Annotated in this window: 21 protein-coding genes and 3 tRNA genes; 11 read left to right on the top strand and 13 right to left on the bottom strand. The window is 67.2% G+C overall.

Annotated features, from left to right (window positions below; translation table 11 throughout):
• The first annotated feature begins 109 nt into the window (after window positions 1-109).
• The 3 genes from E8A74_RS18770 to E8A74_RS18760 all read left to right on the top strand — a co-directional run bounded on the left by E8A74_RS18770 (window position 110) and on the right by E8A74_RS18760 (window position 2,710).
• Entirely contained in the window at window positions 110-2,365 is a 2,256-nt protein-coding gene (locus E8A74_RS18770; protein ID WP_136930402.1) for an ATP-binding domain-containing protein, read from the top strand.
• Window positions 2,366-2,488: 123 nt separating this feature from the next.
• Window positions 2,489-2,565 (top strand) — tRNA-Met (locus E8A74_RS18765).
• Window positions 2,566-2,633: 68 nt separating this feature from the next.
• Window positions 2,634-2,710 (top strand) — tRNA-Met (locus tag E8A74_RS18760).
• A gap of 87 nt (window positions 2,711-2,797) precedes the next feature.
• Here E8A74_RS18760 and E8A74_RS18755 read toward each other — a convergent pair.
• Both E8A74_RS18755 and E8A74_RS18750 read right to left on the bottom strand, forming a co-directional pair.
• The gene (locus tag E8A74_RS18755) at window positions 2,798-3,670 is read right to left on the bottom strand and encodes a S66 peptidase family protein (RefSeq protein WP_136930401.1); all 873 of its coding nucleotides are present in this window, start codon (window positions 3,668-3,670) and stop codon (window positions 2,798-2,800) included.
• A 43-nt stretch (window positions 3,671-3,713) separates the two neighbouring features.
• On the bottom strand, window positions 3,714-4,163 hold the full coding sequence (locus tag E8A74_RS18750) for a hypothetical protein (RefSeq protein ID WP_136930400.1): 450 nt from the start codon (window positions 4,161-4,163) through the stop codon (window positions 3,714-3,716).
• A 60-nt stretch (window positions 4,164-4,223) separates the two neighbouring features.
• Here E8A74_RS18750 and E8A74_RS18745 point away from each other — a divergent pair, with 60 nt between their 5' ends.
• Window positions 4,224-4,694, top strand: coding sequence for a hypothetical protein (locus E8A74_RS18745; protein ID WP_136930399.1), 471 nt, complete (start codon window positions 4,224-4,226; stop codon window positions 4,692-4,694).
• Window positions 4,695-4,713: 19 nt separating this feature from the next.
• Here E8A74_RS18745 and E8A74_RS18740 read toward each other — a convergent pair whose 3' ends face one another.
• From E8A74_RS18740 to E8A74_RS18720, 5 genes are read right to left on the bottom strand one after another with little or no spacing between them, the layout of a single operon-like run.
• Window positions 4,714-5,115, bottom strand: coding sequence for a DUF4150 domain-containing protein (locus E8A74_RS18740; protein WP_136930398.1), 402 nt, complete (start codon window positions 5,113-5,115; stop codon window positions 4,714-4,716).
• A 17-nt stretch (window positions 5,116-5,132) separates the two neighbouring features.
• Complete coding sequence (locus E8A74_RS18735) at window positions 5,133-5,783, bottom strand: DUF3540 domain-containing protein (RefSeq protein ID WP_136930397.1); 651 nt, start codon at window positions 5,781-5,783, stop codon at window positions 5,133-5,135.
• Window positions 5,776-6,858 carry a pentapeptide repeat-containing protein gene (locus E8A74_RS18730; RefSeq protein WP_136930396.1) on the bottom strand — a complete coding sequence of 361 codons (1,083 nt, stop codon included), beginning with the start codon at window positions 6,856-6,858 and terminating at the stop codon, window positions 5,776-5,778. Before E8A74_RS18730 ends, E8A74_RS18735 begins: the two co-directional genes overlap by 8 nt.
• Entirely contained in the window at window positions 6,839-9,493 is a 2,655-nt protein-coding gene (locus tag E8A74_RS18725) for a DUF2169 family type VI secretion system accessory protein (RefSeq protein ID WP_136930395.1), read from the bottom strand. Before E8A74_RS18725 ends, E8A74_RS18730 begins: the two co-directional genes overlap by 20 nt.
• A 25-nt stretch (window positions 9,494-9,518) precedes the next feature.
• Complete coding sequence (locus E8A74_RS18720) at window positions 9,519-11,975, bottom strand: type VI secretion system Vgr family protein (RefSeq protein ID WP_232379642.1); 2,457 nt, start codon at window positions 11,973-11,975, stop codon at window positions 9,519-9,521.
• Between the two features lie 161 nt (window positions 11,976-12,136).
• Between E8A74_RS18720 and E8A74_RS18715 the strand changes: the two genes are divergently transcribed.
• The 3 genes from E8A74_RS18715 to E8A74_RS18705 all read left to right on the top strand — a co-directional run bounded on the left by E8A74_RS18715 (window position 12,137) and on the right by E8A74_RS18705 (window position 14,724).
• Window positions 12,137-13,453 carry an amidohydrolase gene (locus E8A74_RS18715; protein WP_136930394.1) on the top strand — a complete coding sequence of 439 codons (1,317 nt, stop codon included), beginning with the start codon at window positions 12,137-12,139 and terminating at the stop codon, window positions 13,451-13,453.
• 57 nt (window positions 13,454-13,510) lie between these two features.
• Window positions 13,511-13,888: a hypothetical protein gene (locus E8A74_RS18710; protein ID WP_136930393.1), complete on the top strand. Its 378-nt coding sequence runs from the start codon at window positions 13,511-13,513 to the stop codon at window positions 13,886-13,888.
• A 248-nt stretch (window positions 13,889-14,136) separates the two neighbouring features.
• Window positions 14,137-14,724: an NHL repeat-containing protein gene (locus tag E8A74_RS18705; RefSeq protein ID WP_136930392.1), complete on the top strand. Its 588-nt coding sequence runs from the start codon at window positions 14,137-14,139 to the stop codon at window positions 14,722-14,724.
• A 12-nt stretch (window positions 14,725-14,736) separates the two neighbouring features.
• On the opposite strand, the gene E8A74_RS18700 is transcribed toward E8A74_RS18705, so the two are convergent.
• Window positions 14,737-16,239, bottom strand: coding sequence for an anthranilate synthase component I family protein (locus tag E8A74_RS18700; RefSeq protein ID WP_211365393.1), 1,503 nt, complete (start codon window positions 16,237-16,239; stop codon window positions 14,737-14,739).
• Window positions 16,240-16,341: 102 nt separating this feature from the next.
• On the opposite strand from E8A74_RS18700, the gene E8A74_RS18695 reads away from it, so the two are divergent.
• Window positions 16,342-17,028 carry a thioredoxin family protein gene (locus E8A74_RS18695; protein WP_136930391.1) on the top strand — a complete coding sequence of 229 codons (687 nt, stop codon included), beginning with the start codon at window positions 16,342-16,344 and terminating at the stop codon, window positions 17,026-17,028.
• Here the strand turns inward: E8A74_RS18695 and E8A74_RS18690 are convergent.
• The gene (locus tag E8A74_RS18690) at window positions 17,025-17,633 is read right to left on the bottom strand and encodes a response regulator (protein WP_136930390.1); all 609 of its coding nucleotides are present in this window, start codon (window positions 17,631-17,633) and stop codon (window positions 17,025-17,027) included. The genes E8A74_RS18695 and E8A74_RS18690 overlap by 4 nt on opposite strands.
• Before the next feature lie 399 nt (window positions 17,634-18,032).
• Here E8A74_RS18690 and E8A74_RS18685 point away from each other — a divergent pair.
• Both E8A74_RS18685 and E8A74_RS18680 read left to right on the top strand, forming a co-directional pair.
• Window positions 18,033-18,106 (top strand) — tRNA-Pro (locus E8A74_RS18685).
• 130 nt (window positions 18,107-18,236) lie between these two features.
• Window positions 18,237-19,418, top strand: coding sequence for a 3-dehydroquinate synthase family protein (locus E8A74_RS18680; protein ID WP_170229219.1), 1,182 nt, complete (start codon window positions 18,237-18,239; stop codon window positions 19,416-19,418).
• A gap of 22 nt (window positions 19,419-19,440) precedes the next feature.
• On the opposite strand, the gene E8A74_RS18675 is transcribed toward E8A74_RS18680, so the two are convergent.
• From E8A74_RS18675 to E8A74_RS18660, 4 genes are all read right to left on the bottom strand, one after another.
• Window positions 19,441-20,682 (bottom strand): DNA cytosine methyltransferase, encoded by a 1,242-nt coding sequence (locus E8A74_RS18675; protein WP_136930388.1) that lies wholly within the window; start codon window positions 20,680-20,682, stop codon window positions 19,441-19,443.
• 44 nt (window positions 20,683-20,726) lie between these two features.
• The gene (locus E8A74_RS18670) at window positions 20,727-21,740 is read right to left on the bottom strand and encodes a hypothetical protein (RefSeq protein ID WP_136930387.1); all 1,014 of its coding nucleotides are present in this window, start codon (window positions 21,738-21,740) and stop codon (window positions 20,727-20,729) included.
• A 341-nt stretch (window positions 21,741-22,081) separates the two neighbouring features.
• Window positions 22,082-22,576 carry a hypothetical protein gene (locus E8A74_RS18665; protein ID WP_136930386.1) on the bottom strand — a complete coding sequence of 165 codons (495 nt, stop codon included), beginning with the start codon at window positions 22,574-22,576 and terminating at the stop codon, window positions 22,082-22,084.
• 716 nt (window positions 22,577-23,292) lie between these two features.
• The gene (locus E8A74_RS18660; protein ID WP_136930385.1) at window positions 23,293-23,772 is read right to left on the bottom strand and encodes a hypothetical protein; all 480 of its coding nucleotides are present in this window, start codon (window positions 23,770-23,772) and stop codon (window positions 23,293-23,295) included.
• Window positions 23,773-24,131: 359 nt separating this feature from the next.
• Between E8A74_RS18660 and E8A74_RS18655 the strand changes: the two genes are divergently transcribed.
• Window positions 24,132-25,223, top strand: a complete 1,092-nt coding sequence (locus tag E8A74_RS18655) for a hypothetical protein (protein WP_136930384.1) — start codon at window positions 24,132-24,134, stop codon at window positions 25,221-25,223.
• Window positions 25,224-25,231: the final 8 nt, after the last annotated feature.

The following is a 25,231-nucleotide window of genomic DNA, read 5'->3' as shown; positions in this document are numbered from 1 at the left end:
CCGCGAGGTCTGCCGTCCGTCCACCGGTCCTCCGGGCCGCGACGGATGGAAATGGAAATCGAGGGGCAAACTCCCTCCCAACCCCGCTCCGCGCGCTACGTAATCCACCGTGACCGCCAAGCAGACGACCGCGCAGCCGCTTCGCCCCGAGCCGAGCTCGGGCAACTCCCACAGCAGCCCGCAGCCGGACGGCGCGGACGAGCTCGCGATCGTTCGCGAAGAGCAAGCGCTCCTCGATCGCGTGCGCGACCACCTCGCGACGGTGAAGCCCTCGCGCCCGCCGCCCACGGAGGACTACGAGGCGCAGATGATCTCGCTGCGCGATCAGATCGCGGCGAGCCGCCTCGAAGACGTCCCTGCGCTCGTGCAGCAGATGGAGCGCATCGCGGGCGTCGCCGCGCGCCGCGCCGAGGTCGTCACCGAGCCCGTCGACCCGCGCTCGCCCTACTTCGGCCACCTTCGCCTCCGCGAGCGCGACAAGCAGGACCGCGACGTCCTCATCGGCCGCACGACGCACGTCGACGCCAAGGCCGGCGTGCGGATCGTCGACTGGCGCCACGCGCCCGTGAGCCAGCTTTATTACCGCTACGAGGAAGGCGCGGAGTACGAAGAGACCTTCGGCGACCGCGAGGTCGAGGGCAAGGTCCTCGCCCGGCGCACGGTCACCATCGAGGACGGCGAGCTCTACCGCATCGCCGCGCCGCAAGGCGTCTTCGTGCGTGTCGAGGGCGGGTATCGCCGCCTCGACAGCCGCGCCGTCGTGCTCGCGGGTGGCCAGGGCAAGGCCGTTCGCCCCGAGGACATGCGCGGCGCGCTCGGCACGGGCGCGAGCTTCGCGGCGAAGGAGGATCGGCACCTGCCCGAGATCGCCGCGCTCCTCGACCCGCGCCAGTTCGAGCTGATCTCGCGGCCCGACGCGGGCATCGTGGTCATCCAGGGCGGCGCGGGCAGCGGCAAGACGACCATCGGCGTCCACCGCATGGCCTTCCTCGCCTTCAACAACCGCTCCCGCTTCTCGGCCGACAAGATGCTCGTCATCGTCGGCAGCCCCGCGCTCCGGGCGTACATCAGCGAGGTCTTGCCTGCGCTCGGCATCGGCGAGGTCCAGGTCGAGACCTTCGCCGAGTGGGCGCGCGCTGCGCGCACGCGCGCCTTCCCGTGGCTCGAAGTGCCGGTCGAGGAGAACACGCCGAGCGCGGTCACGCGGTACAAGACGCACCCGGCGCTCCTGCGCCTGCTCGAAGAGCGCGCCGCTGCGTACGGGCAGGACCTCACGACCCGCAAGGACTCGCGCGGCATCCTCTGGTTCTGGGCCGATCTGCTCACCGACAAGGAGAGCATCGAGAAGGCGTTCATCGCGGCGAACGATCCCGAGTTCGGCCTCGACAAGGTCCGCCAGGCGTGGCGCTGGTGCGCCGAGCGTTGCCCCGCGGTCCTCGATCGCGACCCCGGCGATCGCGCCGAGCGCAAGGCTGCGCTCGCCGACGAGCCCATCGCCGACGAGCCCGAGGAAGAGCGCCTCGGCGCAGACGACAGGCCCATCGAAGAGGACGAGCGCGCGCTGCTCGATCCCGAGGACGACGCGCTCCTCTTGCGTGCCTACCAGGTCATCAAGGGCGACCTCAAGAAGGGCAAACAGCCCTACGTCTTCGAGCACCTCTTCGTCGACGAGGCGCAGGACCTCGCGCCCTTGGATCTCGCGGTCCTGCTCGGCGTCGTCTCCAAGCAGAAGTCGGTGACGCTCGCGGGCGACACCGCGCAGCGCCTCTTCATGGACTCGGGCTTCCGCGACTGGAGCCGCGTCCTCGAAGACCTCGGCCTCGACTCGGTCAACATCGAGCCTCTGCGCATCGCGTATCGCTCGACGCGTGAGGTCCTCGCGGTCGCGCGTGACATCCTCGGCCCGCTCGCCGATCCCACGCCGCCCCTCGCGCCGCGCACGGGTGCGCCTGTCGAGCACCACCATTTCCCGAGCCAAGGCGCGGCCGTCGCGTTCCTCGCGGACTCGATTCGCCCGCTCTTCACGCGCGAGCCGCGCGCCACGCTGGCGATCCTCGCGCGCCACCCCGAGCAGGCGGACGCGTACTACGAGGCGCTCAAGATGGCCGAGATCCCGAGCCTTCGCCGTGTGCGCGCATTCGACTTCCTCTTCCGGCCGGGTGTCGACGTCACCGAGATCCGGCAGGTGAAGGGCCTCGAGTACGACTATGTCGTGCTCGTCGACGTGAACCACTCGACGTACCCGGCGGATGACGAGTCGCGACACCTCCTGCACATCGGCGCGACGCGCGCGGCGCATCAGCTCTGGGTGGTCTCGACGGCCAAGCCGAGCCCGCTCGTGCCGGCGTGGCTGCTCAATGCCTGACGGGGACCCCGGAAAAACGGCCTTCCCGCGCGAAGCGTGATCGAACGGTCACGAGGGGCTTGACTCCTGCACGGACAGGAGTAGGTTCCGACCCGTCGTCGCCGCTTCGTTTGGCGAACATGACGCGCGGTGGAGCAGCCTGGTAGCTCGTCGGGCTCATAACCCGAAGGTCGTAGGTTCAAATCCTACCCGCGCAACCAGCGGAGCGTGGGGACAGCCGTAGTCGCTGTCCTCCACGCTCAGTTGTTTTGTAGAGGAAACACAATGACGCGCGGTGGAGCAGCCTGGTAGCTCGTCGGGCTCATAACCCGAAGGTCGTAGGTTCAAATCCTGCCCGCGCAACCAAGTCCGAAAACCGGAAAGCAAGGGGCCGACTCGAATGGGTCGGCCCTTTTGCTTTTGTGGCTTCGGATCTCACAGTCGACCCGGGGTTCAGACCGGTCGCGCTTGCGACAGCCCGCCCGGCCCGAGCGTCCCTTCCGCGCCGACGCAAAACGCCAGATTGCGTTTGTCATGGCCGAGCGTCAGCCGGGACCATACGGGCAGCCCCAGCGGCTCGAGCGCCTCGCGCAACACGTCCGTGAGCTCGTAACGCGCGCCCTCCGGCGGGTCGCATTTCACGAAATCGCCGAGCGCGATCCCCACCGCCCCGTCGAGCGCCCCGCTCAGGCGGAGCTGCATGATCAGCCGATCGATCCGGTAGGGCACCTCCGTCACCTCTTCCAGCACCACGATCGCCCCCCGCGCGTCGAGCGCCCACGGCGTCCCGGCCAGGCTCGCGAGCACGCACAGGTTTCCCCCGACGACCCGCCCGCGCACCTCTTCCTTCGGCCCCGCGAAATGCTGCGCCGCAATGGGCGCGACCTCATTGCCTTCCAGCATGGCCCGGATTCGCACGCGTGTCGCGTCGTCCACCTTCGTCGCGATCGTCTCCAGCATCGGCCCGTGCACGAGGTGGCCCCCGCGCGACTTCACGAGCGCCGCAAAAAGCGCTGTCGCGTCCGAGCAGCCGATCACCGGCCGCCCGTCGAGCCCCTCGGGCAGGCTCGGCAGGCAATGCACGCACCCGTAGCCGCCTCGCGCGAGCCACACCGCGTCGATTCCCTCGGCCGTCAGCGCCCACAGGAGATCCTGCGTCCGCACCTCGGCCGTGCCCGCGGTGAAATGGTGTTGTTTTTCCAGATTCGGAGCGAGAAGGACCTCGTAGCCCCAGCTCTTCACGAGCGACGCGCCGGCTGCGACGCCGGCGAGCTGCGGGATGCCTGCGGGGGCGACGACGGCGACGGTCGCGTTTCGTTTCAGCACGAGCGCATCATGCGCCGGCTCGATTGTGCGGCCAAGCCAAATGCTAAATCGAGCGACACGCGAAGATGTGCTCGACCGCGTCGACGAGCATCTGCTCCACGTACTCGTGCGTGATCTCCTTCGGCGCCGCGAAACGCAGCAGATCCATCGGCGGCGGCGCGACCACGAGGTACGCGAGCACCTCCGGGAAGTCGCGCCAGTGGATCACGCAGAAACCCACGAGATTCGTCCCGCGCGTCTTCGGCACGCCCGAGAGACCGAGGCATAACTCCATGCTCGGCTTTTCGGCGGCCTCGTCGACGGCGATCCACGGTGAATGCCCGGCGCGCTCGAGCTCCTTTTGCACGTCCAGCATCGCCGGCCGGATCACGCGCTCGCGCGCCTCATCGAATTCGCGAAGGAATCGGGCTCCGTCCGCCTCGGACTTTTCTTTTTGCCGCGTCGCATACCGCGCCGCCATGCGCTCGATCCGGAAGCGGTTCTGCTCCTTCATCGCTCGCCGACTATACACGTGGCTAGCGGCGCCGGCCATGGTCCTGATACAGTCTCGCCCGTGGACCTTCCCACTCCGCCGAATCCTGGCAGGACGACGCAGCTCGTCCTCGGCGCTGTTTTCACGGGCCTCGGTGTGCTCCTCCTCCTCGCCGGCCTCGCGCAGCTCCTCTTCTTCTGGAACGGCACGCCGCGGGGCCTCACGATCGAGCCCATCGTCCTGCCCATGGGCCTCATCCTCACGGTCGTCGGCGCGCGTTTCCTCGTCCGCGAGCTCGGCGCCCGCTGGCTCGCCAAGAACGGCCTCGACGCGCAGGCCGAGGTCCTCCGCGTCGATCACACGGGCGAGGTCGTCGATCGCCAGCAGGTCGTCTGCAAGGTCGGCCTGCGCGTGCACCTGCCCGGCCAGCCGCCGTACGACGTCTCCATTCGGTGGCTCATGGGCCCGTACGACGGCCTGCGCCTCATCCCTGGCAAATACGTGAACGTGAAGGTGAGCCCGAAGGATCGGATGCACGTCGCGCCCGCGTGAGCGCAGCACTCCGCGTCTTTCAGGGCCCGAGGCTCAGCACCGTCGGCTGGCTCGGCACGATCCGCATGCCGGGGCAATTCGTGCTGTTTTGGATCGACATGCTCGTCATCTTCGTGACGGGCATTCCGCCGACGAGCACGGTGAACGACCCGGTCACGTGACGCACCGGCCCCATCACCATCCCCGACGCCACGCCCGTCGCGATTCCGGGGTTATCGCCCACGCTCATCGTGATCGGCGTCGCCATGTTGTGCGTCGGTGTGCACATCGTGAGCACGTTCCACACCGGCGGACAGGCCATCGGCCCGAATCCCATGTTCGGATAAGGAATCGGCACCGGGGCCGGCGCGGGCGGCACGGGCGTGAGGCACACGTCCGGGAAGCCCATGTTCATGCCCATCATCTGCGTATTGACGAACATCGGACTAGCCCTCCTTTTCAGCCGAGATGCACCTGATCGGCGTTCACCTTCACGAGGTCCGTCGCCGTCACGAGCGTGTTTTCGCCCCGGAGGTGCGCATTGCCCTGCGCTGCCCAGTCGATGTGCTGCGCACGCACCTGATCGATCTCCTCGACCGTCCGGTACGAGCGCTTCACCCGCTGGCTGAATCGATCGAGCGTCGCGTCGAACGTCGACGCCAGCATCTTCACCTTGCCGAGCTCCGCCTTCACCGCGGCGCCCACCACGTCGATCCACTCCGCCGACAAACGCGCCCGCAGCGCCTTCACGGTCACCTCGGAGCCCGTCACGTTCACGGGCGCCGCGGCCACCACGTCGACGCCCTCCTGCGCCGCGATTTCCACCTTCCCGCTCGGCGTGCGCAGTTCGAGATCCCCCTCCACGGCGATCGTCGTCTTCTGCGATTCTTTCCGCTCCAGCACTGCCAGCACGAACGAATCGCCCTCCTCCTCGGTCGCCACGAGGACGCGGTCCCCCGGGGCCGGCGCGACGAGACAACTCGCGGCGCGCTTCGCGTTCACTTCGGCGAGCGCCGTGCGCACGGAAAACCCTTCCGGACCCGCCGAAACGACCTCGCCGAACTCCTGCCACACGGTCTTCGCCGCGAGCTTCCGCGCCGCGTTATGCATCGCCGTCTCCTTTCCAGATCCGCTGGTGCTTGTCTCGCCAAACTTCCGCTTCCGCCAGGTCGGCGTCGTCGCCGAGCGCGCCCGCCCGTCCCAGCGGATACCGCGCGCCCCCGTCCTTCACCCGGTGGAGCCTCGTCCTGTACATCTTCGCGCCCGAGAAATCCGCCCCCTCGATCGACGCGTGCGAAAAATCCGCATACGTGAGATCGCAATTCTTGAAGCTCGCGCCCGGGGCCTTTGCCTCGTGCCAGATCGACATCTCCAGGATCGCGTCATCAAAAGGCACGGCCGGCGCGATCACCTTCGGAAAGAGCGCCTCTTTCAGGTTCGCCCCGCGCGCGTCGACCCCTTCGAGCCGCGCCTCGAAAAAGATCGCATTCTTCGCGTCCGCCCGCGTGAGCTTTGCACCCTTCAGGTTTGCGCCCTTGAAATTGACCTGCGTGATCTTTGCCTTCTCGAAATTGCACCCTTCGAGGTTCGCGTCATTGAGCTGCGTCAGATGCAGATCCACGCCCGCGAACGAGTGCCCGGCGAGCTTCGCCTCGGTCAGCACCGTCATTTCGAGCCGTGCGCCCGCGAGCGTCACGCCCACGAGGTCCGCGCGGAAGAGGGCCGTGCGCTTGAGATTCGCGCCCGCGAGGCTCGCGCCCTTGAAGCTCGATTCGAGCAGCGACGCGCGCTCCAGGTTCGCCCCCGCGAGCGTCGCCTCGTCGAAGCAGCTCTTCGAGAAATTCGCGAGCAAGAGCGACGCCGACCCGAGCTCGGCCGCCGTGAAATCACACCCGTTCGCCGTCACGTTGACGAACTCGGCCCCGCCAAGTTTTGCCATGACGAACCGCGTGTTCATCACGGTCGCATGCCTCCACGTCGCCCCTTCGAGCACCGCGTTCGCGAAATCGCATTGCGTGAACGTCGCCTCGCGCAGGTTCGCGCCCGCGAGGTTCGCGCCGCGGAACGACGTATTCGCGAAGACCGCGCCGCGCAGGTCCGCGCCCGCGAGGTCCTTGCCGCCGAGGTCCGCGCCGTCGAAGAGTTCGCCGCTGCGGACGAGGTTCTCAAGCGTTGCCTTGTCCATCGTCCCCTCGGCTTTGCAGATATCGGAAGTGCTTCAGATTCGCGCCCTTGAAGCTCGTCTTCGTATCGCCCACCATCCGCGCCCCGTCGGCCCGGAACAGGTTCGCCTCCTCGAAATTCGCGCCCGCCACCGTGGCCCGCGCGAGCATCGCCGAGAGCAGATCGGCCCCGCGCAGATCCGCATTCGTGAGGTTCGCGCGCTCGAAGCGCGATTCGGGCGCCCGTACACCCATGAGCTTCGCGCCCGTGAGGTCCGTCTCCGAGAAATCTGCCGTATGCAAGGTCGCGGCCACGAACGTACTCCCCGCGAGCCGCGCGCCCCGTAGATTTGCCCGGGTCATGTCCGCGTCACGAAAATCGGCGTTCGTGAACCGCGTGCCCTTCTCGACCCGCACGACCCTGAGGTTCGTGAGGCTCGCGCGCCGGAAGACCGCCCCGTCCCCCTCCACGTCGAGGAACACCGATTGATCGAGCTTCGCCACCGTGAAGTTCGTCTTCGTGCAATCGACTTCGAGGAAGTTGCATTTCTCCAGCACCGAGCCGGAGAGGTCCGCCCCGGCGAGCGAGACCTTCGAGAACATGAGCTCCTCGGCCTTGCAGCCGGCGAGCTTCGTCCCTTCGAGCTTCGCCTCCGTGAAATCGGTCCGGTCGAGCGTCGCCTTTTCGAGGTTCGCCCGCGTGAGGTTCGCCCGAAAAAAGATGACGCGCGTGACGTTCGTGTTCTCCGAGAAATCGGCCTCCGTGAGGTCCGCGCAACCGAGGTTCGCCTCTTCGAGCCGCGCCCCGCGGAAGATCGCGCCCTTCGCCCGCGCGTGTGCGAGGACGGCGCGATGGAGATTCGCCTCGTCGAACCGACACCCCTCCACGTTCGCTGATTCGAAAAACGACTCCGAGAGATCGGCCTTCCGGAAATCGATGCCCGAGAGATCCACGCCCGAAAAATCACAGCCCGCGAGGCTCTCGCCATTCCGCAGCGCTTGCTCCACCTCGGCGCGGACCTTCCGCCCGTCCTCCTCGTCGAGCGGCGGCATGCCCTCCGCCCGGTGCACGGATTGCCGATATGCCTCTTTCACTTTTTGTTCGGCGAAGACGAGCTTCTCCTCGATGGAAGGATCGTGGAGCTTCTGAAAGACCTCCTCCGGCATGGGCACGCCCGTCGCCTCGCTGAGGGTCGCGAGCCCGCGCAGCGTTTCGAGCTCCTTTTGCGCGCTGAACTTGGGCGGCCCGAGCGAGCGCCGCTTCTGCCGTTCGAGGACCTCGTCCGGATCGAGCTTCGCGTCCTTGCACGATTGCCGGAACTGCTCCATCGCCTGCTTCTTGAGCGCCTCGCCCTCTTTTTTGGCAGCCTCGACCTTCTCGTCGACGGACTCCATGAAGGCGAGCACGTCGCCCTTGGGCATTTCCTCGCGCGGCGGCAGCTTTTCGGGCAACCTCGGCCCCGGATCGAGGCCCGCGGCGCGGACCTGCTCGTGGGCGCGCTGCAATTCGAGCTCCGCGCGCCGCCGCATGTTCTCTTCGAACGAGCCCTCGCGTTCGAGCAGGACCTTCGTATCGTCGCTCCCGCTCGGCTTGAGCACGCCCACGCCCTCGGGCAAGAGATCGCTGTCCTTGAGCGCGTGGAGCGCCCCGCGCTCCTTGTCGAGCCGTCGCCGCCGCACTTCCTCGTAATGCGACCGCGGCTTCGCCTCGCCCAACCGTTCGAGGCCCACCATCACCTCGTTCACTTCGAGCTCATCATCCGTCGCGACCTGGAAAATGCCACGATAGATCAGCGCGACGCGCTCGACGTGCGGGAAGATCCACACCGTATCGCAGTGCATCGGCACCTCGACGGGCGAAGGCGCGCTGCGCGTCCCGAGGAACGCCCGCGGCAAGAAGCCCGGGAGGGCCGCCTCGATCTTGGGTTTGTCGGGGTGCATGTTCTCCACGACGAACGCCTCGTCGCCGCGGAAATACCCGGGCATCCACTGGTCCTCGGGCGCCACGTTGAAGAAGAGCGGATCGAAATCCTCGGGCAGCTCCGGATACCGCGTCTTCAGCCATTTCTGGCCATAACTGCCGACGCGCTTCGAGCGCGGCTCCCACGTCAGGTCGAGCGGGCCGAAGCCCGCGGGGGGCGGCTCGTCGCCCGGCGATTTGACGAGCCGGTTCGGCCATTCCACGTTCGGCAAGGGATGCACCTTCTTGCCGGCCGCCGTGATCGGCTTTTTGCCCTTGCCCACGGAGTTTCTCGGGTCGCCCTCGCCGCCGAGCGCGTTCTCCCAGGCGATCCGCATTCTCGTGTACGGCACGGGCTCGGACGGGCCTGTCGCGCCCCACGTCCGGTCGCCGACGACGTAGAGCTTCTTGTCGATCCGGCCGAGGGCGAGCCGCACCTGCCGCGCAATCGCAGGCTCGGGGCCCGCGGCAAAACCCTCGCAGAGCACCTCGCCGCGCACCTTCGGCAATCCCTGGTCGAAGACGCTCGTGCCCTCGTCGGTGAACGTCGTGACGAGGTTTCCATCGTTGACGAGCAGGCCCGCGCCCTCGCCGCCGAATTGCAGCATGAAGGTCACGGACAGGCAGCCGCGCCCAGGCAATCCGATCGCCTGGACCCGGACGGACGGGATCAATCCTGCGGGTTTGATCGTACGCACGTGAATCTCGTCTCGGCGAGCGCGCTCAGTTGATGAGCTGGATCGCGGCGCGCGACATGAACGCCGCGCCCGTGAACACGAGCGTCGGCGTCTGGACCATGAAGACGCCGGCCGACATGAACGCGAACCCCGCCGTGGCTTCGGAGACCTTCATCGGCGTCGCGCGAAGATCGATCACGCTGGAGAACTCGGCCTTGATGCCCGTGGCGAACGTGAAATCGGCCGAGCATTTCACGTCGATGAACACGCCGACCTTCAGGTTGAACTCAGCGGCGAGCGTGAAGTTCGCGTTCGCGTTCGCGTTGAACGTGATCCCCGTGCCGTACGTGATCTCCCGCTTGTCGCTGCCGACGATCTTGAAACTCGTGCCGAGGATGTTCGTCGTCTTGTCGCCGCTGACGGAGCCCGTGTATTTGCCCTCGGTCGTGACGTTGATGTTGCCCTTGGCGAAAATGTCGACGTCGCCGTCCGAGCTCTTCAGCGTCGCTTTCCCCGTGCTCACGTACGACTGCGTGCCCGCGGTCGCCTTCATGTCGATGTTCTGGTTCGTCGTCGCCTTGAAATTGCCCCCGGTCACGCCGACGTTGAAATCGCTGTTGCCGGGCGCGGCGAGCCCCGTGCCGGCGCCGACGTTGAACGAGACGCCGCCGTCCACCGCGACGCCCATGCCGCCCCCGATGCCGATCTTCTGCCCGCCGGCCGTGATCGAGAGGTCCTGCCCCTTCGCGACCGTGATGACCTGACGATCGTTGTAGTTCTCGGTGACGAGCTTCGTGACCGTCTCGGTCTTTACGTCCTCGAACGTCTCGGTGACGGAGCCCTTGACCTTTTCGGTCTTGTTGCCGACCGGTCCGCCGTCGTGATAGCCGACCTCGATGTTCCAGTCGCCGCCCGCGTCGAGCAGGGTCGCGGCGTCGGTGTGGATGATCATCGTGTGGCCGTCGTTGGGCGACCCCATGCGCACGTACGAGTTCGTGTGCGGCGTCGACATCGTGATGCGCTGCTGTCCGGACTTGTCCTCGAGCTCGAGCCGGTTCCGCCCGCCCGTTTGAATGATGTTCTTCGTGTGATTGCCGCTCGTGACCGGGCTCGGCGTGTGCGCGTTCGGCACGACGCCCGAGATGACCGGGCGATCCGGGTCGCCGCCGAGGAAGCTGAAGACGACCTCGGTGTTCCTGCGCAACGGGAAATGGAACCCCTCCACGCCGCCGCCGTGCGGCTGCATCATGCGCACGAACGTGCTCGCCTTGCCGTCCTTCAGGTTCGTCTCGTCGAACTTGAACTTGACCGAATAACGCCCCTGATCGTCGATCTGCGCGTACTCGCTGTCGGCCGGCCCGTCCACCGTGCCATTCTCGTACCCGTAGATGCGCGGCCATTGCGTGCGCGCCTCCGGCCGGAACTGCGTGCCCTCCGGGATCGCCTCGACCTCGACGAAATACACCTCGTCGTGATCCAGATCGAGCAGTTGCTGGAACGCCGACCCGCTCGCCGCCTGGTTGCCGTGGTGGCGCGCCTCGACCGCGAGGTAACGGGCGTTGAGCGCCGCGCGCGGGTGCTCCTCGATCTCGAAGACGTGCCCGGCGCGCAGGTGCGAGCGCGTGCCGCGGGCCTGGTAGACGACCTCGCGCGCGAGCATCTCCTCGGCCCGGAGCTTCGCCAATCGCTCGCCCGCCGCGGCCGAGAAGAAGCGCTCGCCATAAAGGCTCACCTCGCCCGCGCCGTTCGACGCGACCTGCGCCGAGCCGGCGATCGTCAGGTTCGGCCGGGCATAATCATAATCCTTGAGCTTGACCAGCGACGGCAGCGTCCGGTGGCGGCTCGTGAACGCGCGGAACGAGGCCCCGGCGCTCCGGTCCTGCCCCGTCTGCGGGAAATACCGCACGGGCTTGCCGATGATGTCGTCCTCGTACGACGCCCCGTCGCTGATGACGAGCTTCTCGCCGTCCTCGTTGTGGATGAAGTAGTAAAAAATGCCCTCGCGCTCCATCCAGCGCGAGATGAAATCGAGGTCGCTCTCCCGGTACTGGCAGATGTGCTCTTCCGTCTCGTAGGATCCGAGCCGCAGCTCGTAATCGTCGCCGGAGAGGCCATTGTCTTCGAGGATCGACTCGATCACCTCGGGCAGCTTCTTCTTCGTATAGATACGGCTGTGCTTGGAGAGGCCGAGCAGCCATAACCGCGGGACGAGCACCGCGCGGACGAGCGAGCGGCCCTCGACCGCGTGCAAGAGCTCCACGCTCGCGAGGATCCCCGCGAACACGAAGGGCGGCAGCTTGTCGTCCGCCCGATCGATCACGAGCTGCGCCTTGGCCCCGATCGCGTCGCCGAGATCCAGCCCGTCGCCCTCTTCCCCTTCGAGCGACAGGAAAATTTCGAACTCGTACGTCCGCGAGATCGCCTCGACGCCGCGGAATGCGACCACACGCGTCGTGTCCGGCAGCACGCTCGACGAGATGGTGATGAGGTCGGTCAAAGCCATGGCCCGCGCTCTCCCGGGGATCCCCCCAAAGTCCTCGAAGCGGCATCGAGCGTACCATTGTCCGTCCCATCCCGGGAAGCGCGCCGCGGGCTTTGGGACCAAAAAGAGTCGTTGTAGGATGCGCCACGGCGCGAGCGCGCCCGGAGCCCGGAGGACGAGCCGTGAAGACCCTGATCAAGGACGTGGACATCGTGACCCTCGACGAAAAAGGCACGGTGATCCGGGGCGGCGCCATCGCCATCGACGGCGCGTTTCTCGTGGCCGTCGGCAAAACGCCTGAAGATTTCGCGCCCGACACGACGATCGACGGCACGAACCACGTCGCCGTACCCGGATTTTTCAACGCCCACTGCCACGCGTCGATGTCGCTCGTGCGCGGCTACGCAGAGGACCTGCCACTCGATCGATGGTTCAACGAGCGCGTCTGGGTCGCCGAGTCCGCGCTCGGCCCCGAAGAAGTGCGCGTCGGAGCGCAGCTCGCCGCGTGCGAGATGATCCGCTCGGGCACGGTCGCCTTCAATGATCACTACTTCTACATGGACCACGTCGCCGAGGTCGTGGAGGCGTCGGGGATGCGCGCGTCGCTCACGTGGTGCCAGTTCGGGACGGGCAAGGAGGTCGGCGTGGACCTCGAAGGCGCGCTCGCCTTTGCCGAGCGATGGAACGGCAAAGCAGAAGGCCGCATCCGCGCGATGCTCGGGCCCCACTCGCCCTACGTCTGCCCGCCCGCGTTCCTGCGCGAGATCGCGGCGCTCGCGAAGGAAAAAGGCCTCGGCCTGCACATTCACCTCGCCGAGAGCGGGGAGCAGGTGAGCCGCTCGCTCGCCACGCACGGCGTCACGCCCACGCGGCTGCTCGAAGACACGGGCGTGCTCGACGTGCCCACGATCGCGGCGCACGCGCTCTACCTGAGCGACGACGACGTCGCCATCCTCGCGCGGCGCGGCGCCACCGTCGCGTATTGCCCGATCACGTACATGAAGCTCGCGATGGGCCCGGGCGACGTGCCGCGCCTGCTCCGCGCGGGCGTCTCCGTCGCGCTCGGGACCGACGGGCCCGCATCGAACAACGACATGGACATGAAGGAAGCCGTCCGGTTTCTCACGCTGCTCCAGAAGCTCGCGTGCCGCGACGCGGAGGCCCTCGCGGGCGACGCCTCGCTGCGCGTGGCCACGCAGGCCGGCGCCCGCGCGATGGGTTTTCCCGAGGCGGGCGCGCTCGAAGCCGGACGCGCGGCCGATCTCGTGCTCTTCGATTTCGACAAACCACACCTCGTGCCGCGCCACGACCTCGTGGCGAACCTCGTCCACGCGGCGAAAGGCAGCGACGTGAGCCACGTCTTCGTCGCAGGCAAACTCGTGTACGCGGACGGGACGATCCTGACGCTCGATGAAGAGAAGATCCGCGCCGAGGCCGAGCGCGCGGCATTTCGCATGGTTTCCCGTGATTTGACGGTTCTCCGCGCCTACACGTCCTGACGGAGGAAGGCCGGAGCGGAATTTCGTGTTGCGCGTCTTTTGCATCGACGCGCCATCATGGAAGAAGTCAAGACGAGGCCAGCGGGCGTCATCGCGGTGGCCGTGCTGATGGCGCTCAGCGGTGTGCTCACGGTTCTCTCCAGCATCCCGGCCGTCACGGGGACGGCGTTGCCGCCTTGGGCGATCGCGCTCGATGTCGCGGTCGGGATCGCCATGTTCGCCGTCGCGTGGGGGCTCTTCATGCTGCGGGCCTGGGCGTGGGTCGTGACGCTCGGCGTCCAGGCGGTCAACGCCCTCTTCGCGATCATCGCCGTCGCGTCGGCGCCGGCCGCCTGGCCGATCTGGCTCGCCATTGCGATTGCAGCGGTGGTGATCTTTTATTTGACGCGCCGGAACGTCCGATGGGCCTTCGGGGTGGGCGCACACCCCGCCTGATCTCCTCTCCGGAGTTTCCGAAAATGACTGTCGACCCACCACGACAGGTGTACGCTCGGCTCTTCTGCGAATCGACCATCGACGTGATTGTCGATGGGGCGCCCGCAGGGAGGTCCGAATGCGCGCTTTTCATTCCCCCGCTTCCATTCCTGTTCTCCTGCTCGCCACCGCTTGTGGCTTCGCCGGTTGCGGCGCGGAGCCCGGAGATCCGACCCCGCAGACGAATTCCCTGGTCCCCGGCGGGCGGGATGGCCGTGGTCAAATATGACGCGGCGGGCTCGCACGCCTGGATGAAGTCCCTCTGCCCGAACCTCGCCGGCACCAGCGGCGAGACCGTTTCCTCCGTCGCGACGGACGCGGCGGGCAATGTGCTCGCCGTCGGCATCTCCAGCGGCACCTGTGATTTCGGCACCGGACCCATGACGGTCACGGGACTCGGCTTCGTCGTGAAGCTGGACCCCGCGGGCAATACGCTCTGGGCGCGACCCTTCACAGGGGGCACGTACGGCGGCAGCGTCGCCGTGGATGCGACGGGCAATGTCTACTCCGCGAGCTACAGCAACGCGCCCTTCGACTTCGGCGCGGGCGCGCTGACCGGCGCCGATGACGACATTGTCCTCGGGAAATTCGACACGTCGGGCAATGCGGTATGGGCGAAGAGCCTCGACGGCCCGTACGACAGCGGCGATCAGCGGCTCGGCGGCCTCGCCGTCGACACCGCCGGGAACACGATCCTCGCGGGCGCGCTCTACGGCGGTTCGATCGACTTCGGCGGCGGGCCGCTGAATGCATACCTCACGAACGGCGACGGCTTCCTCGCGAAGCTCTCGCCCTGATTGAAGGCGCGCTCAGCTCGCCGCGCCCGGCTCGCCCGAGCCCGCCCCACCTTCCTCGTTTGCCTTGGCCGCGGCCTCCGCCTCGGCCTTCTTCCGCTCCGCCTCCTCGCGCCGCTTCTGCATCGCCGCGGCTTCCGCCTCGCGCCGCTCGACCGCGTCCTGCGCGCTCCGGATCGCCGCCAGCGCCGCGCGCGCCTTGATCCGCGTCTCCTCGGCCTCACGCAGCGGATCGCTGTCGGCCACGATCCCCGCGCCCGCCGTCACCTCGAAATCCGCGCCGCGCGCGATCACCGTGCGGATCGGGATCGCGAAGTCGACCGTTCCATCCGGCAATACGTACCCGATCGCGCCGCCGTACACGCCGCGCGGGCCCGGTTCGAGCTGCCGGATGATCTGCATCGCCCGCACCTTCGGCGCGCCCGAGAGCGTGCCTGCCGGCATCGCCGCGCGCACCGCGTCGATCGGCGATTTGTCCTCCGCGAGCGTCCCTTCCACCTCGCTCACGAGGTGCATCACGTGCGAGAAGCGCTGCACCTTCATCTCGCTCGTCACCGTCACCGACCCCGGCGCGGCCACACGACCCACGTCGTTCCGCGCGAGATCCACGAGCATCACGTGCTCGGCGCGCTCCTTCGGGTCGGCCACGAGCTCGCGCTCGAGCGCCTCGTCCTCCTCCTGCGTCGCCCCGCGCTTGCGTGTCCCCGCGATCGGCCGCAGCGTCACCTTTCCGCCCGACACGCGCACCATCGTCTCCGGCGACGCGCCTGCGATCGCCATCCCCTCGGCGAACGGCGTCTCCGCGAAGTCCAGGAAGAACAGGTACGGCGAGGGCGAGAGCACCCGCAGCGCCCGGTACACGTCGAACGCATCCGCGTTCCGCATCGGCGCGCGGAACGTACGAGCGAGGACGATCTGCAGGCAATCGCCCGCCTCGATGTACTGCTTCGCCTTCGCGACCTTCGCCGCGTAGGTGTCGTCGTCGATGTTCGGCTCGGCGAACAGCGCTTCCAGCGTCGGGTCCGGCGAGGGCAGCGGATCGAGCTCGGGCCCGTGCGTCATTTCCCACGCGCACCGATCGATCGCGCCCTTCGATCGCCCTGCGATCGTGAGCATCTGCGTGAGGTTGTCGAACACGACCACCGTGCAGTCGCGCATGAGCCGCCCGCTCATGCCCTCGTTCGGCCACGGCTTGATGCCGTTCGCCACGTTCGCCGCGTCGTAGACCAGGTAGCCGACGAGCGCCTGCGAGAAGCGCGCGGCGAGGCCCTCGGCGTTCTCCAGCTCGGACGCGTCGCTGGCGAGCAGCTCGAGCGCGTTCGCGCCGGGCGGATAGGCGTGCTCGGTGCGCGCGCGGTAGCCGAGGATCGAGTAGCGCCCCCAGCGCTCGCCGGGCAGCACGGATTCGAGCAGGAATGACGAACGACCGGCGGATTGCGCCCGGAGCGCGTTGTACGCGCGGACAGGCGTGACGTGATCGGCGGCGAGGGTGCGGGTCAGGATCTGGCTCTGGCTCACGCGCGAGAGCCTACACCGAGCGAGCATGCCTTGCCGCGTGGATTCAGGCCTACGCCGTGGCCTTGCTCGGGTGTGACCGGGGCGGCATCGTTGGATCTTCCGATGCGCACCTCGCTGAAGCACCTGTTCACGTCGTCCGTGTTCGTCCTGCTCACGGCGTGTGGCGGCGCGCGCTCCTATCCGAAGGACGCGCGCACCGTCGTCGTCTCGCTCGACAAGATCGACTGCAGCGACTGCGGCGACGGGATCGTCGCGGACTTGCGCGAGCGCCCGGGCGTCTACGACGCTCGGTTCGATCGCCGCAACGCGGAGGTCGTGGTCGTGGCTTCGCCCGGCTTCGACGTCTTCACTGCGGTGCGCAAGCTCGCCGCCGAGGACGGGTTCGAGGCGATCCTCGGGGCGGGCAAGGGCCGCTACCTCGATCATGTCCCGTTCCCCGAGGGCGCGGACGTGCGCACGGTCGTGGAGGGCGGAAGGGACGTCCCGGACCTCGCGCCGCACCTCGCGAGCGGCAAGGTCACGGTCGTCGACTTCTCGGCCACGTGGTGCGGCCCGTGCCGCAAGGTGGACGAGCACATGGTGAAGGTGCTCGGCGCGCGCAAGGACGTCGCGTATCGACGGCTCGACGTGGGGGACTGGGACACGCCGCTCGCGAAGCGCTACCTCGCGAACGTGCCCCAGCTTCCGTATGTCGTCGTGTACGACAAGCGCGGCGCTGCGGTCGACCGCATCGCTGGCGTGGACCTCGCGCGGATCGACCGCGCGATCGAGAAGGGCTCTTTGCCCTAGTACTGGCCGAAGAGGTCCTGGATGCGGGACTCCAGGGCGACCGCGATCTTGTAGAGCGACGAGATCGACGCGCTCGACTCGGCGCGCTCGATCTGCGAGAGCAGCGACACGCTGAGGCCCGTGCGGCGAGCCATCTGCTTCAGCGTCAGATCCTTCTCCTTGCGGAGGTTGCGGATCGTGTCGCCGATGACGCGGTGCAGTTGCTCTTCGGGGGTGCGCGCCAGGCCCTTCTTGCGCATGACGCGGGCGAGCACCTCGCGGAACTCGTCCACGTTGAAGGGCTTCTTGATGTAGTCGACGGCGTCGAGCTTCATCGATTGCACGGCGCTCTCCAGGTTCGGGAAGCCCGTGAAGATGACGACCGCGATGTCGGTGTCGACCTTGCGGATGCGCTTGAGCACCTCGATGCCGTCGAGCTTGGGCATCATCAGATCGAGGATGATGAGGTGATACCCGCCGGTGCGGACCTCCTCCTCCACGGCCGAGGGATCCACCAGCGTCTTGACTTGGTACCCATCCCGTTCGAGCAGCGTCTGCATGTAGTCGCAGATGGCTCGGTCATCGTCCACGATCAGGATGCGAACTGCCGGAAGCTCGATTGCCACCTTGTCCTCCTATTCGCGGCCACATCGACCGGGGGTTTGGGGGCACAGCCCCCAAACGTTAAAAAAGCTCACGTCGACGCCCGAGGGGTTCCCCCGGACCGCCGGGCTTCTCCCTCGAACCCCCCCCTGGAGTCGCCGCAGGTTCGGCCTGGGGGGAGCTCTGAGCGCCCCCAGGTCTCGTCTCGATTCCAGTAGCACTTTAACACGAGCCCGTCCGCTCTGGGATCGACTTTTTTACTTGCGTTTCAAGATTTTTACAGTCAGGCGACGTCCCCGGCGGACGTGAGGGCGCCCAGGGCGATGGCACCTCGGATGAAATCTCTGCTCGTCAGGACTTGACAGAAGCGCCCGCTGCGAGCATGGTCCGCCCCCACGTCGGTGGCGAAAGCCCGCGGCGTACGGGGCGTAGCGCAGCCTGGTAGCGCACTCGGTTCGGGACCGAGGAGTCGGAGGTTCAAATCCTCTCGCCCCGACAAGACAGACACGAGACCCGAAAGCAGTCCCCGGTAGGCGCCGCCTCCCGGGGATTGTTCGTTTGTGCTCACGATCGCGCTCGACCGAGCGGTACGCCGCATGCAGGCGTGCTCACCTCTGGAGAGCGCTGTGATTGTCCACGTCAGAGCCTCGGCATCGCCGTTCGAGTACCCGGTCTGCTTCACGAGCGACGTGTTCTCGCCGATGAACCGTGACTTGCGTCACCTCATCGTTCAGCGCGAGCCCGACGTCCGTCACCGCGTCGCGGCCATCGTCGACCGGGGGGCGCTCGCTGCCCAGCCCGAGCTGAATTTGCACATCGAGCGGTATGCCCGGTGTCACACCGACGCGCTGGATCTCGTGGCTCCGCCGATCGTTCAGGGCGGAGGCGAGCGCGTGAAGGACGACGCGGCGCTTCCGTCGCGCCTGCAGGCGTACTTCCACGCCCTGGAGCTCGATCGACGCTCGATCCTGCTCGTCGTGGGCGGCGCGTCGCTGCTCGACCTCGTGGGCTTCGCCGCGTCGACGATGCAGAGCGCGCCGCGGGTCGTCCGCGTGCCCACGACGACGCTCGCGCAGGCCGGCCCCGCGGTCTTGCCGAAGAGCGCGATCAACGCGTTCGGCACGAAGGACTTCTTGTGCACGTTCCGCGCGCCCTACGCGGTCGTATGCGATCGGCGCTTCGTCGAGACGCAGAAGACGCGCGAAAAGGTCTTCGGCCTCGTCCAGGCCGTACGCGCTGCGCTCCTGTGGGACGAGGGGCTCGTCGACTGGATCGTCTCGCACGCGCACCGGCTCGTCTCGGGGGAGCGCGACGCCGTCGCGGAGCTCCTGCAGCAGAGCGCCACCTTGCACGCGAGCCTCGCGGCCACGGTGCCGAACGAGGACATCTACGGCCCCGAGGGGCCGCTCGCGTTCGGCGCGTGGGCGGCCGACCGGATCGAGCTCCACACGGAGCGCCGCATCCGCCAGGGCGAAGCGCTCGCGGTGGGCATCGCGCTCGACACGACGCTCGGCGCGCTGCACGGGACGAACACGGAGGCGGAGCGCGAGTCGATCCACCGCCTGCTCGAGCGGCTCGGGCTGCGCCTGTGGCACGACGCGCTCGGCAACGTCGATTCGGAGGGGCGGCTCTTGCTGCTCGACGGGTTGTCGGAGCGATCCTTTGGCCGGCCGCCGCATGTGCCGCTGCTGAACGGCATTGGCCATGGCGTGATTGCGCAAGAGCTACGCGAGGACCTCCTGCGCGAGGCCATCACGCGGCTCGCGTATCGGGACGCGCATCGGGCGCACGCGTTTGCATTGGCGTGAGGTGGAAAGGGGGGCGGCGGCGCTATTGCGCCTCTTCCGCCCATGCGACGGCTCTGTGGCCTTTTCCCGTGCCCGGATGCGCGTGGTGGACGCCGCGTAGGGAGCGGTACTCCTGCGGGACCGGACGCACGGGTTCGGGCGGTGGGACGGGCGTTCGGATCGGCGGCATCAGGTGGAGCGGCTCGCGACTTCGGGCATCGCCGAGGAGTTGTGTCCGCACAGCGCGACCAAGGATCTCGGCCAGAAGCGACGGGACCGCGTTTCCAACCTGCCGTTGGATGGCGCGGTCGTTCCCCTGGATGTGTACGTCATCCGGGAATGTCTGCAGGCGGCAAAGTTCGCGCATGGAGAGACGTCGGTTTGCCCAGTGGAATGGACCTGTGCCAGGCCCCGGCTGCGCCTGGATCGTCCATGAGGGCCGGTCCTTCGCGAGCTTCAGGAGAAAAGACCAGAAACGACGGCGCCAACCGAAGAGTGGCATTCCGCCGCCGCGGTCCGTGTGCCAGAGGTAGTTTTCTCCCTCGGGAATCGAAGGAAGCAGGCGCGCCCACTTCCCCCTCATCTCCAGCTCCTCGCTCGGGTCCACCCGCAAATCCCCGAGCGCATCCCATGCAGTCCGATAGGGCGGCAGAGCAAGGAGGGATGTCTGCTGTGCCGTTTCGTTCTTCGAGGCGTGAGTCGGAGATGGGAAAGAGAAAGGTTGTCCTTCGCGCGAGGCTATCAGAAATAGACGGTAGCGGAGCTGCGGGACCCCGAAATCAGCGGCGCACAGAACGCGGAAGGAGGGGATATAGTGGACCTTCTGTCGCCGGTTGATCTGCTCGATCATGTCGAGCACGAGCGTGAGGCCCTCGTTCTTCTCCGTGTACGCAAGGCCCTCGACGTTCTCCAGCACGAACGCGCGGGGAAGGGCCTCCTCGACGACACGCATGTAGGCGCCAAGCGTTCCTGCGCGTGGATCCTCAAGTCGCTTGGTGTCGCCACGCGCCCAGTATCCGGACTTCGAGAACGGTTGACATGGAGGACCCCCGATCACCAGGTCCAGCTTGCCCCGCTTCGTGCGAGCTGCGGCGAGCATGTCGCCGGTGGGCACATCGAAGATGCTCTTCTCGATGACCGGGAAGGTGCGGTTCGCGCGGAGCGTGTCGCAACAGTCGTGATCCATCTCGACGGCAACGCCCGTGCGAAACCCCGCCTCCTCGAACCCGTAGTCGAGTCCGCCAGCACCGGAGTAGAGGCTGATGAGAACCGGTTTGCGGTCCATCGGGCAGGTCGAGTACCACGCGGGTCGTCCGGCGGGTAGTCCTGTTAGCCTGCGAGATGAAGAACCTGGTGTACGTCGGCCGACCAGCGGTCGTCGATCCGTACGTTGCTCGCGAGTTTGCCCACGCAAGTTGCGTGCGGATCGAGCGTCTTGGGGAGCGCGAACTTGAATGTCCACTCCTCCGTCACCGCATGGAGGCACGCCGCGACGATGTCGAAGTCGTGCGGCGAGTAGTATCGCGAGCATGGCTCGGCCTTCGCGGCACGGGTGCGCTGAAAGTCAAGGCGAGCCAGCCCGTCCCGGGAGCGCTGTCGTAGAACGTTTTTGCATTGGATGCCGATAGGACGGCCGCCGTCGAGTCGGATGGACACGTCGACCTCACCGTCCCCAGGCACGCGATGTACGTCCGTTGCGCCTGGGAGCCTGGCAAGAACGCGGACCAAGTGCTCCTCCGCAACGGAGCCCCGCACGGCTTTTTTCACGTAGGGCGTGGACGCGATCAGGTCGAGCACCTCGGACTCGGTCATGGCGAACTCGTGAGAGAGCGTGTGTAGGCGTTCAGCCGACGGGACCGCAGACCGCGTGGCCTGACCGCCGCCTCGCGTATTGCGCGGAACGAGCAGGCGGTCACTTCTATCTGCGAGGAGGTGACGATGGCCTTGGTCTTCGCCGAGCGCCTCGCGCTCGAACAGGATGTACCGGAGGAATGCGGTAGGCTGGCCACCGGCGAGTATCTCGACGGGATCGTCTGCTCCCTGTCGTTCACGCTCCCACGCATGCCAACCGAAGCGCTCGATCGCTGCTGCGTGGGCTTCCTTGAACTCTACCGAGATGAAGAACTTGGTGGGGCTGTGCAGCACGGGATCTGCGCCCACGAAGAACCCTCGCTCGGGGTTGATACCCACGAACAGCGTCGTGTAGAGGCCGAAGGGGTCCTGCCAGAGCGGATGGAGTTCACCGTCCTTCGAGCCGTACTTTACCTGGAAACGATGCTCGTCGTCGGGCCGATTCTTCGTGAGCCTGGTGTTCGCAAGGAACGCGTAAGCGATGATGCCCATGCGCTCACCCGTTGGAAGCTCGAATGAGATTCGGAAAGGTGCAGACCGCGGCCCGCTCGTGTGGATGATACGACATCCGCACTGAGCGAGCGCATCCACCATCCATCGGAGCAGGGGTTCTCGGTCTTTGGCCCGCACCTGGTACGTGCGCGGCAGGTCGGGGGGAGTCTGCATGGGGCAAAGATAAGCTTTTGCCTCGCCGTCTGGGAACCCTCGAGCCTGCGTTCCCTGATCGTTCGTGGCGACCCGGCAGTTACGTTCGCGCTGGCTTGGTAGGGGAGGGTCGGGTGGGGCGGCGGCGCGTGGAGGGGAGCGCGCCGCCGCCCCCCTTCTTGCATCGTTCAGCCGGTGGTGGGCGTGGCCTTGGCCTTCTCGGCGTTCTTGCGACGCGTCTTCGCGGCCTTCTCGGCGATCTGCGCGTTGTACTTGATCGTCTTCTCGAATGCGTTGAGCAGCGCTTTGTCTGCGCCGCGGCGCGCCCTCGACTTCACGGTGTCGACGATCGAGGCGATGTCGTTTTCGCGCTCGTGCACCTTCTTCGCCCGTGATTCCCGGACGACCTCGAGGGCCTTGGCGAGCACGACTTCGTGGATGGCGAGCTTGTCGATCGAGCCATTGGAATCGAGCAGGCGCTGATAGACCTTCGGCAGGATGCCGGCTTCGTCACCGAGCGCCGGCACGCTGGCGGCGAGCTCTGCGAAGACCTCGGCGAGGCCATCTTGCTCGCTGCGGAGGTGGCTCATCGCGCCTGGAGGGAGGTCGACGAGGTCGGGCTCGCAATCTTTGAGGGAGAACTCGAACGGACCGGGATACGGCTTTGCAGCTACATGGGACATCGCGATACCTCTTTTGCAAGGGTTGCGGGAGAACGGGGAACGTAACCAGGGGGATTGTGTCGTCGAGGGGCGGGCGTGATTCAGCACGAATTCGACGACGGGATCGTCGGGGGAGGTCGACGAAGTCGTCGGGCTGGGCCGACGATGTCGTCGGGGGAGGTCGACGATCGCGTGGGGGTTGTCGGCGAGGTCGTTGAGGGAGGTCGACGATCGCGTGGGTGGAGCCGACGAGGTCGAGGGGGGTGGGCGGCGATTGCGTCAGGGGAGGGGACGAGGATGCTGGGCGGGTCGACGATTGCGTCGGGGGAGGGCGAGGAGGGCGTTGGGCGGGATGATGCGATCGTCGGATGGGACGGTGCATTCGCTGAGTGGCCGTGTCGATTGCGTGGGGCGGGTCGAGGAACCACCAACCGTCCTCCCAGACGCCCCCATCCCCGGCGTGAGCATGAGAGCGACATCGACAGCGACGGCCAACCGGTGGAGGCGTTTCATGACGTGCTCCCCTCTTCCTCAGGACACCGACCCCTCCACCACCCGTCGGGCGGACGGGACGAACGTTTGTCCTCGCGCTCGAACTCGAACGGAAACGTTTGTCGCGGTGCTTGACAACGGAGTTTGCCCGCGATAGGACCACCCTCGGAAGCTGGCGCGGAGCCGCTGTTGCACCACTCCCACATTCGCGACACAACTTCGCGTCAATTCCCTTGAACTGCCGGTCACTCCTTTCGTTCCCGCATCCGCGCGAACCAATCCGTACCCCTGATCTCCGGGCATTGCCGCCCGACCGCCTCTTTCAAGCACGCATCCCAGACCTCCGGGTCGACCTCGGCGTATCCCACGCCGAGCTCCCCATCGCACCAGGCCGCGGTGCTGAAGAGGTTGCTCCAGAAGAGAGCGCCCCGCATCTCGGTGCACGACGCACACCACACGGGATCCCCGCCCGTGCACCTCGTCTGCTCCGGGCAGACGCCCGCCACGCAGCCGGCCTGACACGCCTCCTCGAACGCTTCGGACACGTGCTCGCAGGGGCCATTCGTCCGGCCTCGCTCGCACATCTCGAAGACGACGCGGAGGTCGGTCTCGCAGGTGGTTGCTTGGAGCATCTCCGACTCCGCCCGGCGGGTCATCAGCCCCACGGTGACGACGATGGCGATGGCGATGGCGACGAGGGCGGCCAATGCTCGACGGCGCTTCATGACGTGCTCCCCTCTTCTCCTACGACGAACCCTACACCACCCGCGCGTGGGCAAGACGAAAATGTTTGTCCTCGGGCTTGACCGTCTCGTTTGTCCGCGGTAGGGGCGAGGGCCGGCGCGGGGCCGTGTTGGCGGTTGGCCAGGGGCAAGGCCTCGCGCCGGCTCTTTTTTGGGGGACCCAACAAAAACGTTTGTCCCGGGCTTGACATCGAAGTTTGTCCGCGGTAAGATGCGCCTCGGAAGCTGGCGCGGAGCCGTTGTCGTTCGAGCCCAGACGGGCGGCACGGCTCCGCGTCGGTTCCCGTTGGACGAACCCCCCTTGCGGATCACCCTTCTTTCCGGGTATCTTGGGGTTCGTCATGATCAACCGGGTTGCCATCGCCGTTGCATGCGCCGCCCTGACGCTCTCGGGCAACGTCGCCGCCGAGGCGCCGCCGCAGATTGCGTTCGGGCTGGATTACCAGGTCCATCTCCCGGGGCGCGGCTGTCCGAACGCGGACGAGTTTGCCCTGATCCTCGCGGGCGAGTTCGGATATCTGCTCGTTCGTGCGGACGCGGCGGCGACGCTCCGGGTGGAGACCCGGACGAACGGCAGGGGGATCGAGGCCGAGCTTTCCGCGCCAAACCCGACGGGGGAGGGGGAGTGGCGGCGGGTCGTCACGAGCCCGGACTGCCGGGAGCTCCTTTATGATGCGGCGACCCTGATCCGGATCCGGTTTGGCCCGGGCGGTTGGCCGGGGGAGGCGCCGCCGCCGTGGCTCCTTTCGCCGCCCCGGTTCGAGGTGGAGCGCCCCGAGCTGCGGATGGAGATGCCGGCGTCGTTCCTGGACGCGATGGCGGGGGAGCCGTCGGAGGCGCCGCTGACGCCGTGGGAGGGGACGGCGCCGATGTGGGCGCAGCGGGCGCCGGCCGAGGAAACGGACAAGCTGCCTTTTCAGATCGAGATGGCCCTGGGCGCCACGGTCATGCCCTACGGAATGCCGCAGGTCGCCATCGGGGGTGGGGGCCTGCTGGGCATTCGGTGGAAGAACCTCGCGTTTGGCATGGATCTTCGGGGCGTGATCACCCCCGTCGCCGGGGTCGGGGATCCAGAGCTGAAGGACGCCCGCGCGTCGCTCTTCACCGTGGGCTTCCTCCCCTGCGTCGGCGTCCGATTCCTCGACGTCTGCGGCGCGATCAACGCCTCGATCATCGGTCTCGATGCGCCGCCGCCCATCGTGGTCAGCGCATCGGACGGCTTCTCGATGGGATTTGGCGGCCGGGTTGTGGGTAGGTACCCGCTCTCGTCGCGCTTTACGCTGTTCGGCTACGGGGATGTGAGCGGGCAGCTAAGGGCCATCACGATCCGGGGCCCGCTCGACGGCGACTCCACGGACATCGTGACCCACTGGCGATCGCCATACATGCGCGTCGCGCTGGGGCTCGGCGTTGCAGTTTCTTTTATCGAATGAGGAGTATC

This window comes from Polyangium fumosum (assembly GCF_005144585.1).
GTDB lineage: Bacteria > Myxococcota_A > Polyangia > Polyangiales > Polyangiaceae > Polyangium > Polyangium fumosum.
This window is presented reverse-complemented; position numbering and strand designations above follow the sequence as displayed.